Source organism: Tenacibaculum sp. 47A_GOM-205m, assembly GCF_000518405.1.
GTDB lineage: Bacteria > Bacteroidota > Bacteroidia > Flavobacteriales > Flavobacteriaceae > Polaribacter > Polaribacter lutimaris.
The window spans coordinates 17245-41131 of the sequence record NZ_KI912431.1 but is presented as its reverse complement, the minus strand read 5'-3'; the positions used below and the strand labels follow the sequence as shown (position 1 = coordinate 41131).

General features: G+C 31.4%; 21 protein-coding genes, 2 tRNA genes and 1 pseudogene. All 24 read right to left on the bottom strand.

From position 1 onward, the window contains the following. Positions 1–272 precede the first annotated feature (272 nt). Complete coding sequence (gene galE, locus N534_RS0112260) at positions 273–1283, bottom strand: UDP-glucose 4-epimerase GalE (RefSeq protein ID WP_028892767.1); 1011 nt, start codon at positions 1281–1283, stop codon at positions 273–275. Next, positions 1283–2416, bottom strand: a complete 1134-nt coding sequence (locus tag N534_RS0112255) for a DegT/DnrJ/EryC1/StrS aminotransferase family protein (RefSeq protein WP_028892766.1) — start codon at positions 2414–2416, stop codon at positions 1283–1285. The genes galE and N534_RS0112255 overlap by 1 nt, the downstream gene beginning before the upstream one ends. A gap of 3 nt (positions 2417–2419) precedes the next feature. Next, positions 2420–3031, bottom strand: a complete 612-nt coding sequence (locus tag N534_RS0112250; RefSeq protein ID WP_028892765.1) for an acetyltransferase — start codon at positions 3029–3031, stop codon at positions 2420–2422. Then, positions 3021–3629, bottom strand: a pseudogene (locus N534_RS14810) (sugar transferase). Before N534_RS14810 ends, N534_RS0112250 begins: the two are co-directional and overlap by 11 nt. Continuing rightward, on the bottom strand, positions 3622–4797 hold the full coding sequence (locus N534_RS0112240) for a glycosyltransferase family 4 protein (protein WP_028892764.1): 1176 nt from the start codon (positions 4795–4797) through the stop codon (positions 3622–3624). The pseudogene N534_RS14810 and the gene N534_RS0112240 overlap by 8 nt, the downstream one beginning before the upstream one ends. A 55-nt stretch (positions 4798–4852) precedes the next feature. Then, positions 4853–5812: a polysaccharide deacetylase family protein gene (locus N534_RS0112235; protein WP_028892763.1), complete on the bottom strand. Its 960-nt coding sequence runs from the start codon at positions 5810–5812 to the stop codon at positions 4853–4855. A gap of 4 nt (positions 5813–5816) precedes the next feature. Continuing rightward, a complete protein-coding gene (locus N534_RS0112230) occupies positions 5817–6866 on the bottom strand; it encodes a GNAT family N-acetyltransferase (RefSeq protein WP_028892762.1) in 1050 nt (349 codons plus the stop codon). 53 nt (positions 6867–6919) lie between these two features. Then, entirely contained in the window at positions 6920–7366 is a 447-nt protein-coding gene (locus N534_RS0112225) for an acyltransferase (RefSeq protein WP_051435923.1), read from the bottom strand. Between the two features lie 134 nt (positions 7367–7500). After that, positions 7501–8382, bottom strand: a complete 882-nt coding sequence (locus N534_RS0112220; RefSeq protein ID WP_028892760.1) for a glycosyltransferase family A protein — start codon at positions 8380–8382, stop codon at positions 7501–7503. Between the two features lie 7 nt (positions 8383–8389). Continuing rightward, positions 8390–9463, bottom strand: a complete 1074-nt coding sequence (locus N534_RS0112215) for an EpsG family protein (protein WP_028892759.1) — start codon at positions 9461–9463, stop codon at positions 8390–8392. 4 nt (positions 9464–9467) lie between these two features. Continuing rightward, entirely contained in the window at positions 9468–10583 is a 1116-nt protein-coding gene (locus N534_RS0112210; RefSeq protein WP_028892758.1) for a glycosyltransferase family 4 protein, read from the bottom strand. Continuing rightward, positions 10580–11677, bottom strand: coding sequence for a glycosyltransferase family 4 protein (locus N534_RS0112205; RefSeq protein ID WP_028892757.1), 1098 nt, complete (start codon positions 11675–11677; stop codon positions 10580–10582). Before N534_RS0112205 ends, N534_RS0112210 begins: the two co-directional genes overlap by 4 nt. Next, positions 11674–12699, bottom strand: a complete 1026-nt coding sequence (locus N534_RS14805) for an acyltransferase (RefSeq protein WP_051435922.1) — start codon at positions 12697–12699, stop codon at positions 11674–11676. Before N534_RS14805 ends, N534_RS0112205 begins: the two co-directional genes overlap by 4 nt. Positions 12700–12701: 2 nt before the next feature. Continuing rightward, the gene (locus N534_RS14800) at positions 12702–13835 is read right to left on the bottom strand and encodes a glycosyltransferase (protein ID WP_051435921.1); all 1134 of its coding nucleotides are present in this window, start codon (positions 13833–13835) and stop codon (positions 12702–12704) included. Further along, complete coding sequence (locus N534_RS0112190) at positions 13832–14932, bottom strand: polysaccharide pyruvyl transferase family protein (protein ID WP_197017721.1); 1101 nt, start codon at positions 14930–14932, stop codon at positions 13832–13834. The genes N534_RS14800 and N534_RS0112190 overlap by 4 nt, the downstream gene beginning before the upstream one ends. Positions 14933–15137: 205 nt before the next feature. Then, complete coding sequence (locus N534_RS0112185) at positions 15138–16634, bottom strand: oligosaccharide flippase family protein (RefSeq protein WP_028892755.1); 1497 nt, start codon at positions 16632–16634, stop codon at positions 15138–15140. A gap of 24 nt (positions 16635–16658) precedes the next feature. Next, complete coding sequence (locus tag N534_RS0112180; RefSeq protein WP_028892754.1) at positions 16659–17597, bottom strand: Gfo/Idh/MocA family protein; 939 nt, start codon at positions 17595–17597, stop codon at positions 16659–16661. Beyond that, entirely contained in the window at positions 17597–18880 is a 1284-nt protein-coding gene (locus N534_RS0112175; RefSeq protein WP_028892753.1) for a nucleotide sugar dehydrogenase, read from the bottom strand. Before N534_RS0112175 ends, N534_RS0112180 begins: the two co-directional genes overlap by 1 nt. Positions 18881–18884: 4 nt before the next feature. Beyond that, complete coding sequence (locus N534_RS0112170; RefSeq protein ID WP_028892752.1) at positions 18885–19868, bottom strand: SDR family oxidoreductase; 984 nt, start codon at positions 19866–19868, stop codon at positions 18885–18887. Positions 19869–19983: 115 nt separating this feature from the next. After that, positions 19984–20061 (bottom strand) — tRNA-Val (locus N534_RS0112165). Between the two features lie 28 nt (positions 20062–20089). Beyond that, positions 20090–20164 (bottom strand) — tRNA-Val (locus N534_RS0112160). 70 nt (positions 20165–20234) lie between these two features. Further along, positions 20235–21443: a folylpolyglutamate synthase/dihydrofolate synthase family protein gene (locus N534_RS0112155; protein WP_028892751.1), complete on the bottom strand. Its 1209-nt coding sequence runs from the start codon at positions 21441–21443 to the stop codon at positions 20235–20237. A 36-nt stretch (positions 21444–21479) separates the two neighbouring features. Then, the gene (locus N534_RS0112150; RefSeq protein ID WP_028892750.1) at positions 21480–22490 is read right to left on the bottom strand and encodes an NAD-dependent epimerase; all 1011 of its coding nucleotides are present in this window, start codon (positions 22488–22490) and stop codon (positions 21480–21482) included. Beyond that, positions 22490–23815 (bottom strand): UDP-glucose/GDP-mannose dehydrogenase family protein, encoded by a 1326-nt coding sequence (locus N534_RS0112145; RefSeq protein ID WP_028892749.1) that lies wholly within the window; start codon positions 23813–23815, stop codon positions 22490–22492. Before N534_RS0112145 ends, N534_RS0112150 begins: the two co-directional genes overlap by 1 nt. Positions 23816–23887 lie beyond the last annotated feature (72 nt).

Genomic DNA, 23887 nt, shown 5'->3' with positions numbered 1-23887 from the left:
GCTTCTCCCGAAGTGTCGGGATCGCAATGACGTGATTTTCTTTTATGTTGTTCATTTTTTCCATTGATGAAAAAACGAACCAAAAAAATCTAGACGTATTTTCCTTTTTTTGAATTCTACGTTGTACTCCGTATACGAATCCAGACCGTAAACTCTTTGGATTCTCTTATACTTCATAACCTTGAATTCTACTAAAACGAAAATAGGTCGGGTTTGAGGTTTAACTCCGTTGAACCTAAAGGTTTCTCCCTACAGTTACAATGACGTTTAAATTATGATTGTTTCTGTTGCCATTTCCAAGCTGAAAGCAACGCTTCTTCTAGTGTCTTTTGAGGTTTCCAGCCTAATACTACATTCGCTTTTGTAGTATCTGCATACGCAGCTGTTATGTCTCCTTCTCTTCTATTCGTTATTTTATAATTTAATAATTGTTGCGTTACTTCTTCAAAAGTTTTTATAATCTCCAGCACAGAACTTCCTTTACCTGTTCCCACATTGAAAAATTCAAAATTCTCTTTATTTTTTTTGTCTAGCAAACGTTGTAAGGCTTTCACATGCGCTTTTGCTAGGTCAACTACATGAATATAATCACGAATTGCAGTACCATCTGGAGTTGGGTAATCATCTCCGAAAACTGCTAATTCTTCTCTGATACCTTCCGCTGTTTGTGTGATAAATGGAATCAAATTTTGTGGTACTCCTAATGGTAACTCACCAATTTTAATTGACTCATGTGCTCCTATCGGGTTAAAGTAGCGTAAAGCTATGGCATTCATATTATAGGCCTTACAACTATCTTTTATAATTTCTTCTCCTATTTGTTTGGTATTACCATAAGGAGACTCTGCTGGTTTTATTGGTGCTTCCTCTGTAATAGGCAGTTCATCTGCTTGTCCATACACTGTACACGATGAACTGAAAATAAAATGATCTATATTTCTATCTTTCATTTCCTGTAACAGGTATACTAAGGCATTGATATTATTCTCGTAATAATCCAGCGGTTTTTGGACACTTTCTCCTACTGCCTTGAAAGCCGCAAAATGTATTACTCCATCAATTACATTTTCGTTCAAAAAATTATATACCGCTTTTTTATCTCTTAAATCTATTTGATGGAATTCAGGTTTAATTTCAGTAATCTCGGTAATTTGCTCTAATACTTCTATTTTAGAGTTTGATAAATCATCAATAATCACTACCTCAAAACCTGAATTCTGTAACTCAACCACCACATGTGATCCTATAAAACCTAAACCTCCTGTTACTAGTATTTTTTTCATTACCCAATCTTTTTCAAAATTACCTCTTTAATTCGTACTCTGTCTTCGTCACTTAAATTAGAACCTGAAGGTAAACATAATCCGTCTTCAAATAGTTTTTCTGAGACATTCGTTCCGTAATACTTACAGTCTTTAAAAATGGGTTGTAAATGCATTGGTTTCCATAAGGGACGAGATTCAATATTTTCTTTTTCTAAAACTAAACGTAGCTCTTCTCTTGAAAAACCCGTTATGCTTTCCTCTATAACTACAGCACTCAACCAGTGATTAGAGAAATATTCTGATGTTGGTTCTGTTAAAACTCTTATTCCATCTATGTCTTTGAATACCTTTTGATAGAATTGGTTGTTAGCTCTTCTTAGATTTACATGTTTATCTAGCACTTCCATTTGACCACGACCTATACCAGCCACAATATTACTCATACGATAGTTATATCCTATGTGTGAGTGTTGGTAATGAGGGGCATTATCACGTGCTTGGGTTGCTAAAAAAATGGCTTTTTGTTTATCTTCTTCATTCTTACATACCAAAGCACCACCACCAGAAGTTGTGATTATTTTATTTCCGTTGAATGATAAAATTCCGAAATCGCCAAACGTACCACATTTTTGTCCTTTATAGGTTGACCCTAGTGCTTCTGCTGCGTCTTCAATTAATACTACTTCGTATTTTTTAGAAAGCGCTACGATTTCATCCATTTTAGCAGGCATCCCATATAAATGTACCACTATGATTGCTTTTGGTTTTTTACCCTTAGTAGCACCCTCTTTGATAGCTTCCTCTAAGGCTTTTGGACACATATTCCATGTATCTTCTTCACTATCAACAAAAACAGGCATAGCTCCTTGATAAATAATTGGATTTGCAGAAGCGGAAAAGGTCATACTTTGACACAACACCTCATCTCCATTCCTTACTCCAGCTAATATTAGAGCTAAATGTAAGGCAGAAGTACCAGAAGCTAAACAAGCTACTTTTGAGTTTTCTCCTACATACTCCTCTAAATCTTTTTCAAAACCGTTTACATTAGGTCCTAAAGGCGCTACCCAATTGGTATCAAACGCTTCTTGTACGTATTTTTGCTCGCTACCTCCCATGTGTGGTGAGGATAACCATATTTTTTCTAGCATAACTTATTTATTGTATTTTATCACTTTTCCTGGGTTGCCTACAACTACAGCATTATCAGGTATATCTTTTATAATTACTGAACCAGCCCCTACAATAACCCATTTTCCAATATTTATTCCTGGTATCACTATTGCCCCTGCTCCTATATGTGTACCTTCTCCTATATTAACACCTCCAGTTATTGTCGCATTAGGTGAGATATGTACATAATCTCCAATAATACAATCATGCTCTATAACAGCTCCTGTATTTATAATACAATGTTTTCCAATATTTGTATCTGAATTAACTACTGCTGAAGGCATTACAACTGTTCCTTCATTTATTGAACTAAACTTAGAAATTATTGCCGTTTTGTCTACCAATGAAGTAAAACTAACTTTAATAAACTCACTAATCTTCTTTCTGACTTCATTATTTCCTATTGAAATTATAAAGTTTTCTTTCAGTAGTGATTCTATCTTCGAAGATTTTATAATTTGAATACCATGGAGAGTTTCAAATTTTGGTGTATCATCTACAAATGCGATTACTTCTATACTATTATTTATAGCAATATCTTTAATAACCTTACCATGTCCACTAGCTCCATATAAACAAACCTTATTTTTCATTTCCTAAAAATTTAGTTGTAGTTACTTGCCCTTCTTTTGAGATTCCTTCCGATTTAAACACTTTTAGAAATGTTAAGAAAAAAATTTTTACATCTAATAAAAAAGTTAGGTTCTCTACATACCAAACATCGTATTCAAATTTTTGCTACCAACTAATTGCATTTCGTCCATTCACTTGTGCCCATCCAGTAATTCCAGGTTTTACATGATGACGCTTTTTTTGTTCTTCATTATACAATGGTAAGTATTCAGGTAATAAAGGTCGTGGACCTATTAAACTCATATCTCCTTTTAGCACATTTAGTAACTGAGGAATCTCATCTAAAGAAGTTTTTCTTACAAAGGTGCCTATAGGTGTTAATCGATCAGCATCCGACAATAAATTTCCTTGAACATCTTTTTTATCGTTCATAGTTTTAAACTTTATGACCTTAAAAATTCGTTCATCTTTACCTGGACGCTTTTGAAAGAAAAATGGTTTGCCTTGGTTTGCAAAAAATAATCCAATTGTAACTATTAGAAAAACTGGTGATAAAATCATAAAACCTATTAAAGCTATAATAAAATCTAAAAAACGTTTTATTATTTTTTTATACAGCATACCCTTTTTCTTTAAGTAATGTGTTATATTCTTCCAATAAAGCTTGCCACACAAGATTTTGCTCATAACGAGAAGTTATCATCTCTCTAGCAGTGGAATTTACTTGTTTATAAAAATATTCATCTTCAATCATTCTCTGCATAGCATTATATATAGCATCGCTATCTTTAACAGGAATAATTGTCCCATTTTTCCCTTCTTTTATAATTTCATTACAGCCATTTATATCGGAAACAATACTTGGTACCCCCATTGCTCCTGCTTGCATTACCACATTTGGAAACCCTTCCCGATAACTAGGGAAAGTTAATACATTTGCAATCGCAAAATACGGACGAACATCTTTCTGATACCCAGCACTAATAATACTTCTATTATTATCAATTTCATTTAAGGTTTCGTTTTCAAGAGGGTCTAAATCACTTTCAAATGGACCTACTAACAGTAATTTTATATTTTTCTTTTCTTTAGAAAGTTTAGAAAAAGCAGTTACTAATTCATTTATTCCTTTATCTGTCACCAAACGACCTACAAAAACAAATACAAAATCATCATTGGTTATATTCAATTCTTCTTTTAATTGATTTTGTGTTTCTTTGGAAACTTGTTGAGTAGAAAAAAAACTAGTATCGATGCCGTTAGAAGAACCATTTCCTATTACTTTTAATTTTTCTTTAGTTGTAAACTTATTTTGTAAAATAAAATCGTATAAGCCTTTTGAATTAGGGTACACTTTCGTTGCTGAAGCATAGGTTACCTTCTCTACAAAATCTAATATCTTTCTCTTTGTTCCTTTTGCTTCCATTAGTGGTAAACCCGCTACTGTATGTAAACGAATAGGTACATCTGCTAATTTTGCCCCTAACATTCCTACTATCCCAGCTTTTGGTGTATGAGAATGTACCATTATAGGTTTTTCTTTTTTGCACAATTTGTAAAAGTCCCATAATGACTTTAAGTCTTTTAAAGGAGCTATCGTTCGTGTCATTTCTATACTGACTACACGGATACCCTCGTCACTCTGAACTTCTTCTAAGTCTTTCTCTTGGCTAGAAACACCAACCACCTCAAAACCTTTTGACGACATAAAACGGTGTTGTCCTTTTAATAAAACTTTTAAAGAAAGAGGAACTGTTGTGATACGAAGGAGTTTGTGTGATTTCATTCGTTAATAATATATTTAATGCTATCAATTATTTATTAAATTAAGAGTAGAACCATTAAACCATAGCATAATCACCCATTGTTGCAGACTCAAAACCATATTTATCATTTAATTGTTTAAAATGATTGATAATTTCTATTAATTGATTATGATTTTTATTAATATTTTCAGCAAAGTTATGTGGGTGCCACCAAAGATGATAATCTAGATTATTCTTAGCTGCATAAGTCATCTCTCCTTTTATTCGATTCATTTTTAGTTGTTGAATGAACTTTTCTTTGTCTTTGTAAGGTCTAAAAAAACGACTTGCTGGTAATTCTACAATTTTATCATTTATTTTTAGATTATTACTATCATATGATAATGAACCTCCTATCGAGAATAATGTGTCCATAGCTCTAAAAACAGGCATCATTTTACCTTGAGTATTTTTCCAAAACCAGACATCGGGATTAGATCTAATAACCTTAACACCTTCTTTCTGAGCTACGTTTAAGTATTGTGGATTATATTGATTACGTGGAAAAACCAAAGACTTCAATGATATTCCAAAATTTTCTTTTGCTAAATTCTGAACTGATTTTAAATCTGCTTTAAATTGATTTAAATTTTGTCCGGGTTCATTACAGTAATAGTGAGAAAAAGTATGCGTACCTAACTCTTGTCCTGATGTTTCTAGTATTTTTGTTATCAGACTATTAGCGAAGTGATAAGGATCATTTTTTTCATTATTCCCTATTTCGTTGAAATAATTATACGAAGAAATTTTTTGGTTTGAATATGATGGCTGAATACTTGGTGAATAATCTAATAGCTGTTTTTTATCCTTAGCAAACAAAAAACCTACAGTAGCCCAAGTTGCTTTAATGCTATTTTGTTTAAAAAGTAGAAGAACTTCTGGAATAGACTTTCTAGTTTTTAAAAAATAAGAAGTTTTTTGTTCAATTGACCATTTCTCAACTCCTCCCCAACGCAACTCAAAATCTAATGATATGATAAATTTCCCTTTGTTCATAATATTAAACAGTATCAGAATCTGAGTAACTTAAATACCAATTTTCTCTGTTATTGATTATTTCAGAGGTCTCAGAATTAAAAAACCTTACACCAAAATGTAATTCAATTGGTTTTAATTTTTCAGGTATTTTATAAAATTTAGACTTTTTAAAAGCATTATAATTTGGAGAATGATCAAAACACCAACTTAAAACACAATCACATTGCGACTTCTTCATTTCATTTACTGCATAACTAAGAAGTACCTCACCAACCTTTTTACTTGATGGATTGTATATCAACTCCATAACATAGCCGATTTTACCACCATGTTTTTCTTTTATAGCAAACACTACAAAACCCAAATACTCATTTTCTTTAGTATAAGCATGTATAATTCTATAGTTCTCTAAAGGTTTTTTTAAATATCTCCAATCTAAATATTCTTTATCTCTATTCAGTGCTACTTTAAATGATTTCGAAAATTCATACCATATTTTATTTACTTCATTTGGAAATAAATTATTCTCAATTATAGATATATCTTTGATTACTAACTTATTTTTTACCTTACTTAAATTAATGTTTGGCAACCAAGACAAAAAAGATATTCTTTTTGTAAAATATTTTGTTTTAAGCGGTTTAATTAAAAAGGGTACTGGGTCTAAGTTTATCCAATTTAATTTTCTAATAAAACCATGTATAGAGTTACCATTAGGGAAGCCATAAACAAATTGAATATTATTTTGACTAGCTTTGTCATAAACATCTTTTGCTAAATTCACAAATAGCCCCTTACCTCTATAATCTTTATCAGTCATTGTATCTAAAGATTGAGAAGCAGTAACAATTTTTGAATCCAAAATAAAAGCAATAGGAAAAATCGCATAAATAGCAGCTACTTGATTATTTTTCTTATCTAACGCTATATCTACATATCTTTCGTTTATTGGCGACTCTAAAAATTGCCACTTTACTTTTTCTTCTTCCTTAGGTGACCCATTTTTATCAAAACACCTTTTAAATAGTGACAGTGTTTTAGAAGATATATTTACAATCTTATAATCTTTCATATTTTATTTTTTCTAATAGAATTTCAAGCCTACAAAAAAGCTAAATTTAGTTTTTAAATATTCTTTATAAAACGAGCAGGATTTCCCGCAAATAAAGCATTGGGTAGCAACGATTTATTCACAACACTACCTGCAGCTACTACAGTACGGCTATCTATTTTAACACCTGATAATATTATACAATTACAACCAAGCCAAACATCATTATTAACGATTATTCTCTTTGAGTACAAAGGATTTCTATTAATAGTTAAATCAGGATTATCCCATGTATGATTATAGCTATGAAAAGCCGTTGTATGCGCTATAGATACATTATCTCCTATAATTATTTCACCAGCTAAATAACAATATGGATTTATTGAAACATTATCTCCAAAACTCATAGTTTCTGGAGAATCAAAAACTACCCCCTCATACACTACTAAGTTTTTTCCCACACATAAGCAAATATTCTTTAACAAGACATATCTAATTAAAACCCCTAAAGGTGTTGGCATGTTTCTAAACAAAACTAGAAACAATTTGTTTATTTTTTTGGGTATGGCTTTATTTATTAAAACAAGGAAATTTATAATTATTTGATATTTTTGAAAACGCGAACCTACTGCCATTATTATTATTATTATTATTATTATTTTATATTTCTTAATAAAATTAAAAAGTACAATAGCACTCCAAACGGAAAGGAGAGTAATGTTAACAACTTATTTGAATTATTATAAAAGGGGGATTGGCCTGAAAGTAAAGACTCTGCTACCAAATGAATACAAATAATATATTTTTCATTTAATGAGTAAAGCCCTTTTAAAGATTCTATTCTACTAAACGCAAAACCTTTTGGGTTCTTGTAGTATTGTTTAAACATATTTCTAGTTGATCCATCGGGCAAGTAATCCACTATACATAATGTTTCATTAAAAAAAAGCATATCATATTCCATATCAATCTTACTATATTTATACCCTAATGGCACAAACTTTTCATTTGTAAAAACTGGATAATCATCCTGTTTTTTTATAACATCAGTAACATAAACAAACTTAACATCTCCAACCAAATCAAACTTTCTTTTTAACAAAGAATATTTTCCTGATTTAATGTTATCAGGAAATTTTTTTGTACTAACTAAATTACCATTTTTATACCTATTTAACCCTAAAATACCCGCGTAATTACCACGCTTATTACTTTTCCAAAAGTTTATAATTTTTTCAATAGAGTCATTTGGAACATAATCATCTGAGTCAATACACATATTAAGTTCTGTTGTTATTAATTTTAATGCCATATTATGCCCTGTATGCATCCCTCCATTTTCTTTATAATGGTAATTTATACATATTTTCTCCTCTTTTATCCATTTCTCGATTAATTCTGCTGTGCTATCAGTTGATCCGTCATCAACTATTAACCATTTAAAATCATCACTTGTTTGCCTACAAAGACTTTCATATAACTGACTCAAACAATAAGCGCGATTATAAGTGGGGGTAAATACTGTAATTGTTTTCATAAAACTATTATTTTAATATGACGTTCATAAAAAATGTAAACGCAAAATAAATCAATATAATCCATCCGAGTTTTATCGATTGTTGTTTAATTATACGTTCTTTTAAAAGTGGATAGACTATCACCAATGCCATCATAAACCAACTAAGATAAGCAAACCTATTTGAAAAATTAGCTCGAATAACTAGAATCCAAAATGCATTTGCAACTAAATAAGTAATAAAAAGCCAATTGTAAACTTTATCATTAAAACCTCTTTTAACTATGAAATACCAGCCAGCATATACTGCAAAAGAGCTATATAATAGAAAATCCCACCTAAAGCCTGTATAGGCAAAGTTATCATTATTTATATTACCTTGTGTTAAATAGGATAATCTATCATCTTGAAAACCTAAATTGGCAAAAAAAACTTCCCAAAAACCTCCCCCTATTAATGATAATGGAATACATAATAACCAAAAAACTATTATGTACTTGGGTTTATTGTAAAACTGAGCTAATATAAAACCCATTGTAGGTAATAACATTGACTTATGAAAATTAATTGCTATAAAAATCCAAAACATTTGAAACAAACGTTTATCTCTAGACACCCCAAATAAAAAGAGAGATCCTGCCATTGAATTTCTTATACCATTAACTCCTCCGGCCCAGAATGAAAATGATGCAACTAACAATAAAAAAGCATAAAACCAATATTGCTTAAACCACTTTTTACTTACCAAGTATAATGGGTATACATATAAAAAAGCACAAATAAGAAAGAATGTATGTACTCCCATTATCGTTGAACAAAACATGATAAAATAATGAAAAGACACATCTTTTGAAGTAGTTATAGTAACACTGTTTTGATACCTTTCAAAAATTTGCGCATAATTTAACGTATCGCCAAAATAAAAACCACTTATAGGTCTTAGTCCCATATACAGCACTATAGCAAAAACGAACAACAAACCATATTTTGTATTTAGAAAGCCTTTAGTTAATAACTCTAAAAAAGTAAATAGCACCACCAACATAAGTATATAATAAAAAATTGGCGTATAATACTCTAATGGTATAAAATCAATACTCATAAGTCTAGCTGACGTTCTTAAACAGTGATAACCATTCTTTCATAATCTGGTTTACTTCAAATCTTTGCACACTGGTTTTGGCAAAACTACTAAATTCATTTCTTAAAGTATCATTGTTCATTAACATTCTCACCTCTTCTGCTAATGCTTCAATATTTTGATTTTCAACCAATAAACCGTCTTTTTGATGAGTAATTATATGTCTTGGTCCATTAGGGCAATCAAACGACACAACTGGTAAACCAACAGACAAGGCTTCTAGGAGAACCATTGGAAAACACTCTGTCTCTGAACTCATGACGTAAATTCCATAGTTAAGCATTGCTTTGGGCAAGTTAGTAACGCTTTCTTTAAAAGTAACACTTTGCTCTAACGCTAAAGTTTTTATTAATTTTTGTAAATCACTCTTAGTATTCCCATAATTATCCCCATAAATGTGTAATTGCCAATCTGGAAAATCTTTATTTACTAATTGCCAAGCTTTAATTAATTTATCAAATCCTTTAACAGGCGAAATACGGCCCGCAGCCATGACTTTTTTTTGCTTAACATCTGCTTGATACACAGGCACTATCGTAGGATTAGAAATTACAACAGTGTTGTTTCCTGGTCTATATTTCGCTTCATCGTCATTAAGTACCACTACGTTATCGTATTTAGCTTCGATCCAGTCTTGTAACTTCCATGACAACTTGTTTTTAAAACTTTTTTGTTTTCGTTTTTCTACCTCATAAAATCTGGAGCTATGCAATTCTTTAATTAATTTTGTTTTATTGGGTATAATAAAAGGTAGCCAATAATGGTCAAAATTATAATTGGGAGATATGACTACATCAGGCTGCAATTCTTTGAATTTTCTTCGCTGCTTTATCAAATGTTTGACTGCCTTTTTGAGGTTTCTCCAACTAAAATAGGACAAATCTCTTTGATAGTTAACACCTAAATCTTCTAATTTTACAGCAGGGTTTAATAGATAGCATGGCGGCTTTTGCTTTTGTTCAGTCGTTAGAATATAAACATCAATATCTTCTGTTTTCGCCAAATAATTCACCTTGGTTGCCATTACCTTCTCAATACCACCATGTGAGTATATCTGATCTGTATTATAAACTATTTTCATTTGGTTAACTCTTTAAACAACAAATCCCATTGCTTTGTAATTTCTTCAACCAAATACCTTTTAACGTTTTGCTTAGCTTTTACCCCCATTTGTATTCTAAGCTCTTTGTTTTCTATTAGTTTAATCAGTTTTAAAGCAAGCACATCGGTATTCCCATTTTCAATTAAATATCCATCTTCTCCATCAGTAATAATGTCGGCTGGACCGTGAGGACAGTCAAAACTAACAACAGGAACCCCGCAAGCCATGGCCTCAATTAATACCATCCCAAACCCCTCGAACCTTGAAGACATAACATATATAGACGATTCCAGATATTTATCTTGGATATCTCTCTCTGGTTTATAAAAAGATACTGAGTTTATAATATTTAATTCTTTCGCTTTTTTCTCAAGACTTAATGAAGGTTCAATTTTTCCATACATAGCTAAGTTCCAATCCGGATACTTATGATTCACTTTCTTCCAAGCATCCAGTAATAAGTCTTGTCCTTTTTGATAGCTCTGTTTACCCACACATATTACTTGTTTCTTTAATAAACTAGATTTCTCCTTAGGATAAAAGGATAATGGATTAGCTATTACCTCTATATTTTTCAAATTTTTCCATTCGTGTACATTTCCAGAAGTTAGCACTATATATTTGTGATAAGATTTTGCTAAACACTCCATTAACTTCCATTTTAGCCTTATCATTACTTTCTTAAAAAAACTATAATCATCACGCATTTCTATTTCTTTGGAAACATGTCGCTCATAGATTAAAGAAGTCTTTTTAGAAACTATTTTAGGAATAAAATATGCCTTTAATCCATCATCACAAACCGAAATCACATCTGGTTTTATTTGATCCATAATTTGAATTATACCCCTTTTATACGCCCTAATATATTGGAGCGGATTTCCAGCCACCGGAATGCTTAACATAGTAATCTTATCTGAAAATGTATAAAACGGATTTAAATGATTATTATTTAAAGACAGTATGCTTACTTCATAACCATAATGATCTGCAAGATAAGAAGCTTTAACAGAAAGCACCCGTTCTAAGCCTCCAGCACCATTAATACCGTTTGTTATATAGAGAAGTTTCATATTATTCTATTTATTTTAGAAATGACAAAATTGATGATAAAAGAACCCAATAAACAGACTATTAATAATGTAAAAAAAATTATTATCGGATACTTAAAACTATATATTAAATTAGAAAAAAAAATTGAGTAGAAAAACATATGAATCAACCAAAAATTAGTAGCATGAGGAGTAAAAAAATCTAAGATTTTATAGTTAAATCTGGGTTGTTTTATTTGTAAAAACATAAATATAAATACCAAAGCTGTAAAAGGAGCAATTATTAGGTTAGGTATTAATGCATGTAAGATAAAAATTAACAGAATAACTAAACATGCTACTATTTCTTTATAATTTAATTTATTAAAAAGTTTATCCACTTTACTGTCCCAATTAAATTTAAACGCATAAGCACCCAGCATAAATTGAAGTAATGTGCAAAAATACAATGCAGCTTTTACATGCATCCATTTTAAATAAGGATTATCAAAGATATCTGTTTTGTAAATCCTAAAATAAAAAGCCAAAACATAAATAGCTGCTAAAAAAAAGAAATACCAATAAGCATTTAATTTATTTAATAAACTAAACCAAAATTTACTTGTAAGTGCAAAAAAAACATAAATAGTAAAAAACCACCATGCACCATTATAACTTGTTTCTAAACCTGTTACATTCAATATAACTTTATAAAAATCACCTGGATAGCCATCTTTATTTAAAAGAAAGCCTAAAAAAACAGCAAATAACACTAAAACTACCCAATAATTAATATATAGTTTTTTCAATCTTATGTAATTACCCTTCAAATAATCATTTTTATTTTGCTGATACTTATAAAATAATCCGTATCCACTCACAAAAGCAAAAATTGGCACACATGCATCGCTAAACAAAGAAATATAATACGATAATGGTTGTTTACCTATAAATATTAAAGGATTAAATATACCTTGATAATCTCTATTAAATAAATGAAGGCACAACATCATCAAAATTGCTATTGACTTAAGATGATTAGACTCTCGTAATGTAATTGACATACTTAACTAAAAATTTCTTCTATTTTTTTTAGGGTTTTTTCTTTTTCTTGATTCATTTTTATACTAAGATTATAAACCAATTTGTCTTGCAAATCTTTCCTATTTATTAGATTCTTTATCGATGACACTATAGATTCAGTATTCATGTCACAAATTAACCCAGTTTCTTCGTTTTCAATAATAGAGGCTGCAGTAGGAAAATTTGTACAAATTATAGGCTTTTTAAGAATTGTTGCTTCTATTACAGTTAACCCTAGACCTTCAAATAAGGAAGTTTGCACATAAATATCACATTTTTCAATATAAGGATATGGATTATGAGTCTCTCCCACAAGAAAAAAGGTATCTTTTAACTGATGTTTTTTTATTAAAGCTTCTATTTTTTTTCTTTCGGAACCTTCTCCAACTATGTACCAGTGTACTTTGTATCCCTGATCTATTAATCTTTTACAACTTTCAACCGCAAGGTGCAATCCCTTTTGTTTAGCTAGTCTAGCTACAGTTACGATGTTTATCCTCTTCTTATCAAACTTGAAATCTAACTCTTCTTTACTCTTCTTTAGTATTATTTCTTGATCTGATATATCTTTAATAACTTTGATATTTAAAGTAGAATTCATACCTAGAAGAGCTTCTTCTATACCTTTTTTTGCTTCAGGAGAAACAGCTACTATTGCTTCATATTCATTATATATTGGTAAATCAAATTCAATATTGTAACCTGCTTTTTTATAATCTGTATTTAACCAAGCATACTTTATTTTAGCTTTAATAAATTTATTGACATAATATGTTGAAAAGCCTTGATTATAAGCCACTGCTATATCATATTCTTTTTCATAAAAATCAAATTTATCTCTGATTAAATCCCATAACAATTGAGCATTATGGTACTTTTCCCTATTTGTTAACTTTTTAACTTTAAATAAAAATCTATCAAAAAAAGATAAAACAGGAAAACTTTTTTGTATTAAGTTTACCTCATTGGGAACCTCTTTAAAAAAGACTCCTCCTTGTTTAAACAGGATTAAGTCTACTTTATATTTTCTATAATCTATATTATTAAGTAAAGTAACTAAGCTCTTCTCAGCTCCTCCTAAATGCAAGGATTCTATTACAAAAACTATCTTTTTCATTTATTTAATACATTACATAAAAATTCTTGTGATTTTTTAACACAAGATTCTTTTTGCGTTTTAATCTGTTTATAGTCAATCTTTTTAAGACTATTAAATTCATTTATAGTCGTAATTAACCGCTCGTTTAAATTAAAAAGTGAAAGTAAATCTCTCATTCTTGTATTAATTTTTTCTTCACGGTTCACAACTACCAATTGTTTTTCAAAAATTATGGAAAATGCAGTTGAATGGAAAGAATTAGTAATATTCATTTGTGATTGAGATACTAGACTCAAAAACTTCTCTGGTCCATCATACCAATACACTTTATCGGCATAATCTATGTTTTGATTCACCGAATAAATTTTCCAGCCATTTAACTTTTTTAAACACAAAGCAACTTCTTTGATTGTTGGGTTAGAATCAAAATCATACACAAAAATATAATCTTCTTTTATTGGTGACATAAACTTATTCCAATGCGCTCTATCTAATAAAAAAACGGGATCTAAAACTTGCACTGCATTGGTTAAGCCTAAATCTTTTAAAATCCTAACACCAGAAATTTCTCTTACTCCAACCGCATCTAATCTTGACACATTCTCTTTTACTAGTGGTTTTATGTCTTCTTCTAATTCATCTATAGCAAACGAAGCTGCATAAGCTATTTTCAATTTTGTATTAGGTACGAAATTTAAATAAAATGCAGGGTCCTTACCATTCTGAAAAAAAGAGTTCCATATTTGATCACTACCACAAATAAACACATCTGCATCAGGTAAATTCTGTTTTAAGTCATGGTTGGTTTTATATAAAACACTATCAGTAGGAATATATCTTTTAGCAAATTCATCAAATTTTTTTTTTCGAGCTAAATTCTTTAATCTCTGAGGTAATTTTGCTAGCAAATAAGCTTGTTTTAAAATAGGCAAATTAAACTTAGGATTACTCACAGTCCATAATTTAAAATGGCCTGATAAATATTCTGGCTTATAATGTAACGCTTCTGATTGATGTCCTTTAGTGTTTAAAAACTGTAATAATGCATATTCTTGCAAAGACGCCCCATGGTTATAAACTTCATGACATGTTATCGTTTTTATTTTTATTCTCATTTTATTCATATTTTTGAATAAACGTTTCTATAGCTAGACTAACCCCCTTAATCCTCTCTTTTTATATTCTCTCTACCCTTCGCCACCATTCCACTTTATTAATACTCTTCTTTTGGCTAGATTAGTTTATTTATTTTTAGTAAAGTAAATTCTTGCTTTACTAGAATAATAGTATACTCAAAACTCTCAAAATTTCTTATTCCATTCACTTAAATAATCTTTTTTTAACATTTTTTCTTTCTTCTACATTTAGAAAAACTAAATAAACTATATATACATATGTTATAGATAATAATGTAACTTTAACAAAAAAGTACATCCATGTAATGTCTTTAAATACATAATTCAACATTAAACCCAGTATTAGTGAGATTAATAGAATAAAAACAAACTTAGCATATAGCTTTTTAAAAAAGTATATTACTTTAAAGTTAAAAAAATGAACATAATATATATTTGTTATAATCATATTAACAAATAACCCTAATAAAATACCATACAGCATACCATTCATACCAATATCTTTTGCTAAAAAATACCCAACTAAAACACCTAGCGCCATTGTTATTAAATTTAATAGTGCTTTGCCTCTTATTTTATTATCAGCTTCTAAAATTGAATTTCCAAAACCTTGGGTTAAGGGTACTGTCATCAGTAACATTATCATTACAGCAATAAACCATGCTTCTTTATATGTATCTCCAACCCATAAGTAAATAAATTTTTTCCCAAACAAAGAAAAATTAATTAAAACTAATCCTAAAACCAATAATATTGGCTTTCCTATTTTCACCATCATGTTTGTTATAGACTCACCAGTTTCCGAATTCACAACCATTTTTGTTGCTTTTGGCAGTACTACACTATTTATAGCCGAAGCAAATGCACCATAATAAGTCCCTAACATAATACCTATTGCATAAATTGCTACTGTAGTTGTATCTGTAACTACTCCTAGTATCACTTGACCTGACCTCCATTGAAACATTTGTACTACTGCAAAAACAAAAATCCAGATAGAGTAAGAAAATATTTCTTTTACAAGAACTAGTTCTGTTTGAAAAAATTTAAACTTTACTTTTAATTTTTTAAATACGTAAAAACTATTTAGGCTAATGACTAAAATATTCATAATAGTATCTAAAATCACCAAGCCTACTGCATCCCCTCCATACATTAATAGCCCTACAACCATTAATGATCTAAAGATATACCTTCCTATATTAACAGCTCTTGGAAAAACAAAATGCTCATAACCAGAGCATATAGCCGCAAAAGCTCCTCCAGGTAATGTTATTGCTAAATTAAAAATCAAAATAACAAACATTACCTTAGCTTTTTCTAATTCGGTATTGGTTAATGAAGATGAAAAAATACTGTCTAAATTAAAATATAGTAGTACACCAAAAAAAAGAACAACTAAAGATATTATTCCATAAATAAGCATTGTAGTTCCCAAAAAGTTTTCCTCTGCTCGTTTATCTTTTTCTGCTCTATATTTAGCAACAAATCTTACAATAGTATTGTTTAGCCCGAAATCTAAAACGCTAATATAACCTACAAAAGCACCTATTAATGTGTATAATCCATATTCAGCATCTCCTAACTTTTCAATTATAAATGGGGTTAAAACTAAACCTACAATGTTTGTTAATACAATTGTAACATAAGATAAAATAGCTCCTTTTTTTAACTGACTCATTTCTAACTATTTTAAAAACTAGTATTAAAGCTTTAAAAAAGCATGGTGATTATCTGATATAAACACATCTTTATTTCTAATATCATGCACAATTTCAATGGACTGTCTTGCTTCTTGTAAACCAAAGCCATTTCCTTGTAAAATTTCTTGGTAGCTTGTAGTATGTAAATCCGTAAAACCTCCACTAAATTCAATTTCTTCTCCATTTACCGTAATTGAACGGTAGGTACGTTGTCCTTTTTCTTTGATTTCTTTTGGCAATGTAGTTTCATCAATTGACAAAAACCAACGGACACGTGCTTTTTCAAACTCTAAATAACCAGAAGCTTTGTGTTTTTCTCTAAGGTGTACTTTATTTTCTTGTACATTACCAAAAATCCAAGACAACATATCGAAAAAGTGCACCCCTATATTGGTGGCTATTCCACCCGATTTACTTTCATCTCCTTTCCAAGAAATGTCGTACCAACTGCCTCTAGAAGTGATATAGGTTAAATCTACTTCGTATTTTTCTTTCTTATTTTCTTGTTCAATTTTATTTTTTAAAGCAATAATGCTTGGATGCAATCGTAATTGCAATATGGTATTAATTCTATTTCCTGTTTCTTTTTCAATCGCTTCTAAGGCATCTACATTCCATGGATTTAATACCAATGGTTTTTCACAGATTGCATCTGCGCCCCTACGTAGCGCCATACGTATATGAGAATCATGTAAATAATTAGGTGTACAAATACTTACATAATCTAACTGAATATTTTGTTGACGTTTTAACTTTTCAATATGACGGTCGAAACGCTCAAACTCTACAAAAAAATCAGCCTTTGGAAAATAGCTATCTAGTATCCCTACGCTGTCATTTTTATCCAAAGCTGCCACCAAGATATTATTAGTATCCTTAATTGCTTTTAAATGACGTGGAGCTATATAGCCTGCTGCTCCTATGAGTGCAAAATTTTTCACTATAAACTTTTATCTTTTATTGAGGTAGCTAATACATTTTTAACATCGTATACTACTGATTTTTCATTTCGTAATGAAGAAAAATCTAGTGTACTAAACTCTTTATGAGCTACTGTTAATACAATTGCATCAAAGGTTTCATTTGGCAACTTACTAGTTGACGTTAACCCATACTCATGCTTCACTTCTTCTTCGTTTGCCCAAGGGTCATAAATTGTAACATCCGTACCATATTCTTTTAATGCGGCTACCACATCTACTACCTTAGTGTTTCGTACATCTGGACAGTTTTCTTTAAACGTTACTCCTAATACTAACACTTTCGCATCTTTAACACGAATATCTTTTTTTATCATCAATTTTACCACCTCTGAAGCTACATAGTCTCCCATACTATCATTTAGCCTACGTCCTGCCAAAATAATTTCTGGATGATACCCGTATTCTTGAGCTTTTTGTGCTAAATAATAAGGATCTACTCCTATACAATGACCTCCTACTAATCCTGGTTTAAATGGTAAAAAATTCCATTTGGTTCCTGCTGCCACTAATACATCATGTGTATTAATATCCATCAGACCAAAAATCTTCGCTAACTCATTTACAAAAGCAATATTAATATCTCTTTGAGAATTTTCTATTACTTTAGCTGCTTCCGCCACTTTAATTGTTGGTGCTAAATGCGTCCCTGCAGTAATCACCGATTTGTACAAATCGTCTACTTTATTTCCTACTTCAGGTGTGGAACCTGAAGTCACTTTCAAAATCTTTTCAACCGTATGTTCCTTATCTCCTGGATTGATACGCTCTGGAGAATAGCCTGCATAAAAATCCTCGTTAAATTTCAAACCTGACACTCTTTCCAATACTGGGATACATTCTTCTTCTGTTGCACCAGGATACACTGTTGACTCATACACTACAATATCTCCTTGCTTCAATACTGCTCCTACCGTTTCACTCGCTTTTACTAGAGGAGTTAATACAGGACGATTGTTTTTGTCTACTGGCGTTGGTACAGTAACTATGTAATAATTACAATCTTTAATATCATCCAAAGAGGTAGAACAAAACAAACCATTCATGTTTGAAGGTTGCTCTACCAGTACAGATTGAAGCACCTCATCTTCTACTTCTAACGTACTATCGGTTCCCGACATCAATTCTGCTACACGCTCTATATTGATATCAAAACCTACTGTTGGATATTTTGTTGCAAATAATCTTGCTAACGGTAAACCTACATATCCTAATCCTATAACAGCTATTTTTGGTTGACTCATTCTTTTATAAATTTTCCCAATACCACTTTATTGCCTCTTTTAATCCTTGCTGAAGTGAATATTGTGGATTATAGTTTAATAATTTTGTTGCTTTTTCTACACTTGCTAAAGAATGAGGGATATCCCCTACTCTATTAGGCCCGTGTTGTACTTCTATATTTTTTATTGAAGCATCAAATTCAGACAGATATTCTTTTAAATACCCTACCAAATCGTTTAGTGTATTTCTATCTCCAGAAGCTACATTATACACCGTATTTATCGCTTCAGGCTTATCAGCCACTAAAGACAATAAATTCGCTTGAATCACATTGTCTATGTAAGTAAAATCTCTTGAATAATTTCCATCTCCGTTAATTGTAGGAGACTCTCCTTTCATAAACTGTCCTACAAACTTCGGAATCACCGCTGCATACGCTCCGTTGGGATCTTGCTTTCTTCCAAATACATTAAAGTAACGCAATCCGATAGTTTCTAAACCGTAGGTTTTCGCAAAAACATCAGCATACAATTCGTTTACATATTTCGTTATTGCGTACGGAGACAATGGCTTTCCTATAACATCTTCTACTTTTGGCAATCCTTTTGAATCTCCATAAGTTGAAGAGCTTGCAGCGTATACAAATCTTTTTACTCCAGCATCTCTAGCAGCTACTAACATATTTAAAAAACCTCCCACATTTACATCATTCGAAGTAACAGGATCGTTTATTGACCTAGGAACTGAACCTAAAGCTGCTTGGTGCAGTACAAAATCTGCTCCTTCAACAGCTTTCCTACAATCTTCCATGTTTCTAATATCTCCTTCTATTAAACTGAAATTAACATTTCCATGAAGATGTACTATGTTTTCTTTTTTTCCAGTAGCAAAGTTATCTAAACATACAACTTCGTTGCTCTTTTCTAATAACACTTCACAAAGATTGGAACCAATAAAACCAGCACCTCCTGTGACTACTATTTTTTTTCCGGAAAGATCTATATTCATTTTTTGAAGAATTTTATATCTTTTTCTCTTTTTATTAGCTCACAAAACTACAAAAAACATCATTAACAAAAGGTTATATAACAAAAAAGTCTCATCAAATCAATGATGAGACTTTTGGTGGGCGCGAAGGGATTCGAACCCCTGACCCCTTGGGTGTAAACCAAGTGCTCTGAACCAACTGAGCTACGCGCCCGTTTGCAATTAAATCTTTGTAAGAGTTGTGGGCGCGAAGGGATTCGAACCCCTGACCCCTTGGGTGTAAACCAAGTGCTCTGAACCAACTGAGCTACGCGCCCTTACTTGTTAATTGCGGATGCAAATATATAACAGTTTTAGAGATTGACAATAACTTTTTTCATTTTTTTTCTATAAAATTTCTGCCACCACAAATGTGCTACCACCAATGTAAATTACATCTTCTTTAACTGCATTTTCTTTTGACTTTTCAAGTGCTTGACTTACAGAATCAAACACCTCTCCTACCAATCCGAATTCCTTCGCTTGTTCATTTAATTCGTCTGCTGACAAGCCACGAGGAATATTTGGTTTACAGAAATAATACATCGCATTTTTTGGAAACATGGGTAAAATTTCACTCAAATTCTTATCTGAAACAACTCCTAACACCATATGCAATTGCTTATAATTTTCCTTTTTTAGTTGTTTCAATGTATAAAATAACCCTTCTTTATTATGTGCTGTATCACAAATAACCTTCGGATTGTTCTGTAACACCTGCCAACGACCTTTTAAATTAGTGTTTTTTACAACCTTCAACAATCCGTTTTTTATATTTTCTTCTGATATTGAAAATCCTTTTAATTGCTGAATGGCAGTTACAGCTGTCGTTACATTATTCTTCTGGTAGTCTCCTAATAAATCTGTCGTATAGTTTTTAGGATTATCTGAAGCAAAAACTATAGGCGCTTTACACTCTTCCGCTTTAGCGGTAAAAACACTTTCCGTTTCTTTTTGGTGCTCACCAATAACCACTGGAACTCCATATTTAATGATTCCCGCTTTTTCAAATGCTATTTCTGGTAAGGTTTCCCCTAAAAACTGCGTATGATCTAATCCGATATTCGTAATTACAGAAACTTCGGGTGTAATTATATTAGTTGAATCTAATCTTCCCCCTAAGCCTACTTCAATAACTGCAATATCTACTTTTTGATTTGCAAATTCTTCAAAAGCCATTCCTACCGTCATTTCAAAAAATGACAAGCCTTGATTTTCTAAAAAAAATTTATTGCTTTCTATAAAGTCAATTACCGCTTCTCTCGAAATTTCTTCTCCGTTAACCCGAATACGTTCTGTAAAGTTTTTTAAATGTGGGGAAGTATATAATCCAACCTTATAACCTGCTTCTTGTAATATAGAAGCAACCATATGACTGGTAGATCCTTTTCCATTCGTTCCTCCTACATGAATTGTTTTAAACTTTTTATGTGGATTTCCCAACTCTTCACTCAAGGCAATAATATTGGTTAAGTCTTTTTTAAATGCTGCTTTCCCTTGACGTTGATACATTGGCAACTGAGCAAACATCCAGTCTAATACTTCTTGATAAGTCATTTAGAAAACTAATAAATTATTAAAAATGAAGAAAAATTAATTATGGTACTCCTGATACCATTTTACAAAACGACGTACTCCTTCTTCTACTTTAATCTCTGGTTTATACTCATAATCTTTGATTAAACCATCAACATTTGCCCACGTTCTTTTTACATCCCCCATCTGCATAGGTAGCATCTCTTTTGTAGCTTCTTTCCCTAAACTTGTTTCCATCTGCGTTATAAAATCTAACAATTTCACAGAGTCGTTATTACCTATGTTGTATATTTTATATAGTTCTCTACTCTCAACAGGTTTTTCTATAACTCTCTTAACCCCTTCCACAATATCATCTATATAGGTAAAGTCACGCTCCATATCTCCATTGTTAAACACTTTGATTGGACGATTATTTGAAATTGCATCAGCAAATAATATCGGCGCCATATCAGGTCTTCCCCATGGTCCATATACTGTAAAAAATCGTAATCCTGTTGTTGGAATCTTATATAAATGGCTATACGTATGAGCCATCAATTCATTGCTTTTCTTTGTTGCTGCATACAAACTCACAGGATTATCCACTGTGTCCTCTTCTGAAAAAGGCACTTTTTTATTGGCTCCGTATACACTTGAACTACTTGCGTACACCAAATGTTTAATCTCATGATGTCTACAACATTCTAAAATATTTAGAAAACCAACAATGTTACTTTGAATATATACATCTGGATTTTCGATACTATAACGAACTCCTGCTTGCGCTGCTAGATTGCAAACCACTTCAAAATTTTCAGTAGCAAACAGTTGAAATAACTCTTCTTTATCTTCTAGGTTTAGTCTGACGAACTTGAAGTTTTTATTTGTTGAACTAATCGTTTCTTTATAAAACACCTCAGCATCCTCTCTACCAATCCCTAACTCTTTTAATCGAGCATACTTTAAATTGACATCGTAATAATGGTTGATATTATCAACTCCGACAACTGTGTGTCCTTCTGCTAACAATCTTTCACTTAAATGAAACCCGATAAAACCTGCTGCCCCTGTAACTAAAATTTTCATTAGTTTTTTCCTATTTGATAATATTCAAACCCTCTTTCCTCCAAATTATAACTGTTATACTGATTTCTTCCATCGAAAACAACAGGAGTTTTTAATTGTTTTTCAATTTCAGAAAAGTCTGGAGAACGGAATTCTTTCCATTCTGTCAATAATATCAATGCATCAGCCTCAGCTAACACTTCGTATTTTGCATTTTTATACGCTATATTCTCAACATCTTTTAAATAAAAATGCTGTGCTTCTTCCATGGCTTTCGGATCGTACGCTTGTACTTTTGCCCCTCTCTTCACCAACTCTTTTATCACATAAATTGCTGGAGCCTCACGCATATCATCAGTTCCTGGTTTGAATGCCAATCCCCACAAGCCAAAAGTCTTCCCCGTTAAATCTTCTCCAAATCTTTTAATGATTTTCTCTGCTATTACAAATTTCTGACGATTATTCACTTCTTCAACAGACCTTATCAATTGTGCTTCATAACCGTTTTCCTCGGCAATTTTCTTTAATGCTTTGACATCCTTCGGAAAACAAGAACCTCCGTAACCAGCTCCTGGGTAAATAAAGCTATACCCTATTCTTGAGTCTGAACCAATTCCTGCACGTACATTATTTACATCTGCTCCTACCCGTTCACAAATATTCGCCATTTCATTCATAAAGGAAATCTTCGTTGCTAACATTGCATTGGCAGCATATTTGGTCATTTCCGCAGAACGAACATCCATAGCTATAAATCGGTCATTTGTCATAGTAAATGGTGTGTACAACTGACGCATTTTTTCAAAAGCATACTCAGATTCTGCCCCAATTACCACTCTATCTGGCTTCATAAAATCGTTAATAGCATCGCCTTCTTTTAAAAATTCAGGATTAGAAACCACATCAAATTCAATCGCTACATTTCTTTTATCTAACTCTGCTTGTATTGTTGCTTTTACTTTATCGGCTGTTCCTACGGGTACGGTAGATTTATCTACCACTATCAAACGGTGATTCATCTTTTGACCAATCTCTTTCGCTACTGCCAACACATATTGCAAATCAGCTGAACCATCTTCTCCCATAGGAGTTCCCACTGCTATAAAAACAATTTCCGCTTCTTCAATAGCTTCTTCTAGTTTCGTCGTAAAGAATAAGTTTTGTTTCTCTACGTTTTTCAAAACCATTTTTTCCAATCCTGGTTCGTAGATAGGTATGATCCCTTGGTGTAGTTTATTTATTTTCTCTTGATCGATATCTACACAAGTTACTTTATTTCCCATTTCTGAAAAACAAGTCCCTGATACCAATCCTACATATCCTGTTCCAATAACAGTTAATTTCATTTGTTTATGTTTCTTGATTCTTCAATAACTGTATATCTATACCTTTATTGAATAATTATTTTGCAAAGATAT

Coding starts and splice junctions, on each gene's coding strand:
- galE (WP_028892767.1), bottom strand. CDS start 1,283: ATGAAAAAAATACTAGTAACAGGAGGTTTAGGTTTTATAGGATCACAT.
- N534_RS0112255 (WP_028892766.1), bottom strand. CDS start 2,416: ATGCTAGAAAAAATATGGTTATCCTCACCACACATGGGAGGTAGCGAG.
- N534_RS0112250 (WP_028892765.1), bottom strand. CDS start 3,031: ATGAAAAATAAGGTTTGTTTATATGGAGCTAGTGGACATGGTAAGGTT.
- N534_RS0112240 (WP_028892764.1), bottom strand. CDS start 4,797: ATGAAATCACACAAACTCCTTCGTATCACAACAGTTCCTCTTTCTTTA.
- N534_RS0112235 (WP_028892763.1), bottom strand. CDS start 5,812: ATGAACAAAGGGAAATTTATCATATCATTAGATTTTGAGTTGCGTTGG.
- N534_RS0112230 (WP_028892762.1), bottom strand. CDS start 6,866: ATGAAAGATTATAAGATTGTAAATATATCTTCTAAAACACTGTCACTA.
- N534_RS0112225 (WP_051435923.1), bottom strand. CDS start 7,366: ATGCCAACACCTTTAGGGGTTTTAATTAGATATGTCTTGTTAAAGAAT.
- N534_RS0112220 (WP_028892760.1), bottom strand. CDS start 8,382: ATGAAAACAATTACAGTATTTACCCCCACTTATAATCGCGCTTATTGT.
- N534_RS0112215 (WP_028892759.1), bottom strand. CDS start 9,463: ATGAGTATTGATTTTATACCATTAGAGTATTATACGCCAATTTTTTAT.
- N534_RS0112210 (WP_028892758.1), bottom strand. CDS start 10,583: ATGAAAATAGTTTATAATACAGATCAGATATACTCACATGGTGGTATT.
- N534_RS0112205 (WP_028892757.1), bottom strand. CDS start 11,677: ATGAAACTTCTCTATATAACAAACGGTATTAATGGTGCTGGAGGCTTA.
- N534_RS14805 (WP_051435922.1), bottom strand. CDS start 12,699: ATGTCAATTACATTACGAGAGTCTAATCATCTTAAGTCAATAGCAATT.
- N534_RS14800 (WP_051435921.1), bottom strand. CDS start 13,835: ATGAAAAAGATAGTTTTTGTAATAGAATCCTTGCATTTAGGAGGAGCT.
- N534_RS0112190 (WP_197017721.1), bottom strand. CDS start 14,932: ATGAGAATAAAAATAAAAACGATAACATGTCATGAAGTTTATAACCAT.
- N534_RS0112185 (WP_028892755.1), bottom strand. CDS start 16,634: ATGAGTCAGTTAAAAAAAGGAGCTATTTTATCTTATGTTACAATTGTA.
- N534_RS0112175 (WP_028892753.1), bottom strand. CDS start 18,880: ATGAGTCAACCAAAAATAGCTGTTATAGGATTAGGATATGTAGGTTTA.
- N534_RS0112170 (WP_028892752.1), bottom strand. CDS start 19,868: ATGAATATAGATCTTTCCGGAAAAAAAATAGTAGTCACAGGAGGTGCT.
- N534_RS0112155 (WP_028892751.1), bottom strand. CDS start 21,443: ATGACTTATCAAGAAGTATTAGACTGGATGTTTGCTCAGTTGCCAATG.
- N534_RS0112150 (WP_028892750.1), bottom strand. CDS start 22,490: ATGAAAATTTTAGTTACAGGGGCAGCAGGTTTTATCGGGTTTCATTTA.
- N534_RS0112145 (WP_028892749.1), bottom strand. CDS start 23,815: ATGAAATTAACTGTTATTGGAACAGGATATGTAGGATTGGTATCAGGG.